General features: G+C 24.0%; 6 protein-coding genes. 5 read left to right on the plus strand and 1 reads right to left on the minus strand.

What is annotated here, in order from left to right:
* The first annotated feature begins 455 nt into the window (after nucleotides 1-455).
* Nucleotides 456-641 carry a hypothetical protein gene (locus tag Q5O29_RS08000; protein WP_022212438.1) on the plus strand — a complete coding sequence of 62 codons (186 nt, stop codon included), beginning with the start codon at nucleotides 456-458 and terminating at the stop codon, nucleotides 639-641.
* A 355-nt stretch (nucleotides 642-996) separates the two neighbouring features.
* On the opposite strand, the gene Q5O29_RS08005 is transcribed toward Q5O29_RS08000, so the two are convergent.
* A complete protein-coding gene (locus Q5O29_RS08005) occupies nucleotides 997-1,158 on the minus strand; it encodes a hypothetical protein (RefSeq protein ID WP_022212439.1) in 162 nt (53 codons plus the stop codon).
* 138 nt (nucleotides 1,159-1,296) lie between these two features.
* Between Q5O29_RS08005 and Q5O29_RS08010 the strand changes: the two genes are divergently transcribed.
* From Q5O29_RS08010 to Q5O29_RS08025, 4 genes are all read left to right on the plus strand, one after another.
* Nucleotides 1,297-2,061 carry a helix-turn-helix domain-containing protein gene (locus Q5O29_RS08010; RefSeq protein WP_022212440.1) on the plus strand — a complete coding sequence of 255 codons (765 nt, stop codon included), beginning with the start codon at nucleotides 1,297-1,299 and terminating at the stop codon, nucleotides 2,059-2,061.
* 29 nt (nucleotides 2,062-2,090) lie between these two features.
* Entirely contained in the window at nucleotides 2,091-2,219 is a 129-nt protein-coding gene (locus Q5O29_RS08015; RefSeq protein ID WP_022212441.1) for a hypothetical protein, read from the plus strand.
* Nucleotides 2,212-2,454, plus strand: a complete 243-nt coding sequence (locus tag Q5O29_RS08020) for a hypothetical protein (protein ID WP_022212442.1) — start codon at nucleotides 2,212-2,214, stop codon at nucleotides 2,452-2,454. Before Q5O29_RS08015 ends, Q5O29_RS08020 begins: the two co-directional genes overlap by 8 nt.
* Nucleotides 2,455-2,547: 93 nt before the next feature.
* Nucleotides 2,548-2,703 carry a hypothetical protein gene (locus Q5O29_RS08025; protein ID WP_022212443.1) on the plus strand — a complete coding sequence of 52 codons (156 nt, stop codon included), beginning with the start codon at nucleotides 2,548-2,550 and terminating at the stop codon, nucleotides 2,701-2,703.

Consider the following 2,703-nt stretch of genomic DNA (forward strand, 5'->3'; position numbering starts at 1 on the left):
TACTCTGATTCCATTTAAACGTAAAAATATCTAAATAAAATTATAATATATTTTTATATAAAATAAAAGGCTAAAGGTAGAGAAAATCTGCTTTTAGCCTTGTTTTTTTATGTAAAACTATTGACTACATTATACTACATGTAGTGTAATATAATTGTAGAGAATGGGAGGAAAAGTGATTAAGAAACTAAAAAAGCTTGATAAACTACTTGCGATAGTTATCAAGCTTATGATAAAAATAGCGATTATAAAAGAACTTATAGAAATAATTTTATAAAAGCTAACAATCACTAGAGGGGATTAATCCCCTCGCTAAAATAATACAATATTAATCACTTAAAATCAATATGAAGAATAATGTACCAGTATTAATTGTTAAAATAGTTTTCAAAATATTAGTAATTATAGCATTAGCATATTTAATAATAAAATTATAATTTAGGAGAATGGAGTATATGACAAAAGAATTAAAAAAGCAAACAATAGCAAATAAGAAATGGGAAGAAAAAAATAAAGAATATTCTAGTTACTTAAAAAGCAGATCATCAGCAAGAAGCTTCATAAAAACTAAAGCTACCCTAGAAGATTTGGAGCAGTTAGAAGAATTTATTAAAAAGAGAAGAGAAGAATTAAATAAATAACAATAAAAAAGCAGTTACTAAAATAAATTAGTAGCTGCTTTTTTGTTTTCTTAAATTATCATGGAAAATACATATCTATTTATATTATTTATAAAATCAGTAGAAATAATACATGCTTATTATATATCAAATTAAATAGAAATAAAATATAAAATTAATAAATAGTAAGTAAATAAGAAACCTTTTAATAATAAAAATAATATCTATTTAACAGGTCAGAAATTGACCTTAATCTATACTTATGTTATCTATATCTATCTTATCTATATTTATATATAACTACTAACGTAGTTATAATAGTAGTTAGTTTTTACTCGTAAAAAAATAAAAGCCTTAGATTTGTAATTCTAAGACTTTACTTTTTGTTTTTTATGTAAGTAGTGAATAAATATTCTAGAAATTCGCCCATTGAGCAATCTAAATCTAAAACTTCTTTTTTCATTTCTTTTTTTATATCTTTATCTATTAAAACAGTTAATTTTTCACGGTTATGATTTTTTGATTTTTTTTCAGTCATTAGTACAACCTCCTATTTATATTCATTATACAATAAAATTAACAAAAAGTAAAACAAATATAGTTGACTTATACGGCAAAATATATTAATATAAAGCTGTAGAAATGATTTATACGGCAAAAAGGAGGGAGAGCTACAATGAAAAATATACAATTCTTACAAATTGACTTTAATCTAATAACAGATACAAAAATCACATCAAATGAATTTAGAATATATGCATATCTATTAAGCTTATACAATGATAATAAAAAATGTAGCTATCCATCTTTAGAAACTATAGCAAATAAACTTAATATATCTTTAACAACAGTAAAAAAATCAATTAAAAGACTTGCTGAATTAGGATATATGAAAATAGAAAAAAAGAAAGCTGATAGAGGATTTTTTAACACTTATACTTCATTCAAAAATATGATTAAGAAGAAGATTAATAAAAAATCATCTAAAAAAGCGGAAGATAATAAAACTACACCAGTTGATAGCAATGGAGAAAAACCATTAGATGGTCAAGTTCATGTAGATGAATTATTAGATAGTGCCACTCCTGAACTTCAAGCTAATAAAGTAACTCCAGTAGATCTTAAAGAGATAGAACTAATTTCAAATGAAACTGGCTTAGAAAAAGAAAAGGCAGAACAATTATTAAAAATTGCTGAACCTAAAAAGATACTTGAAGTTTATGAGTATGCAAAAAGTAGAGCAAAGAATTTATATAGTTTTATGTTTAAAGCTATAAAGGATAATTGGAATATACAAAGTGTTGTATCACCAGTATATGAAAATATAGAAGCTGGAAGAGGAAATTATATTTCTAACAATAAAAAAAGATTTACAAAGAAATTTTCTGAAGAAGAAATAAGAAAAGCTGAAGAGTTAGAAAATGATTTACTTGGTTGGTAATAGAAAATATAGATAGGAGATATATTTTAATGAGCATAGGAAGCAGAATAAGAGAAATTAAAAGATGTTTGCTTCATGAGAAAAATGAAGTTTTAAGAAAAATTTATATAGAACATATAAAATTCTTAGAAAGTGAATTAGGAGGGCAATATGATTGATAGAGTACCAGGAGAGCTAATGGTTAAGTTTATAACAAGACATCCATCTGCCAAGGTTTTAGAATATAAAGAAAATGATTATGAACTTTTCTTTACTAAAACGATTTATTGGAAAGATGATAATTTATTAGGAATATATTCAGCGGTAAATTTAAAGTCAACAAATGATGAATATATAGATGATAATTATATGACAGTTAGAGATATGGAAAATTTAATTAAATTAGTCAAATAAAAAAAATAGCCATGCCACAAGGACACGACCACTCTTAAACGCAATTAGAGTATAGCAGTTCTTTTGGCATGATGTCAAGAGGAGAAATGAAAAATGAATTTAGAAGAAATTAAAGAGTTTTTAGAGATATTATTTAAATGGAGTTTATATGGAACTGTTTCTATTGGAACAGCTCTTATATTCATGAAGATAATTATTGCATTATTTAAGAAACAAATAATATTTGCTTTAGAAATTTTATTTTCATAA

It is taken from the genome of Clostridium sp. CAG:265 (genome assembly GCF_000436575.1).
Classification (GTDB): Bacteria; Bacillota; Clostridia; order Clostridiales; family Clostridiaceae; genus Clostridium; species Clostridium lentum.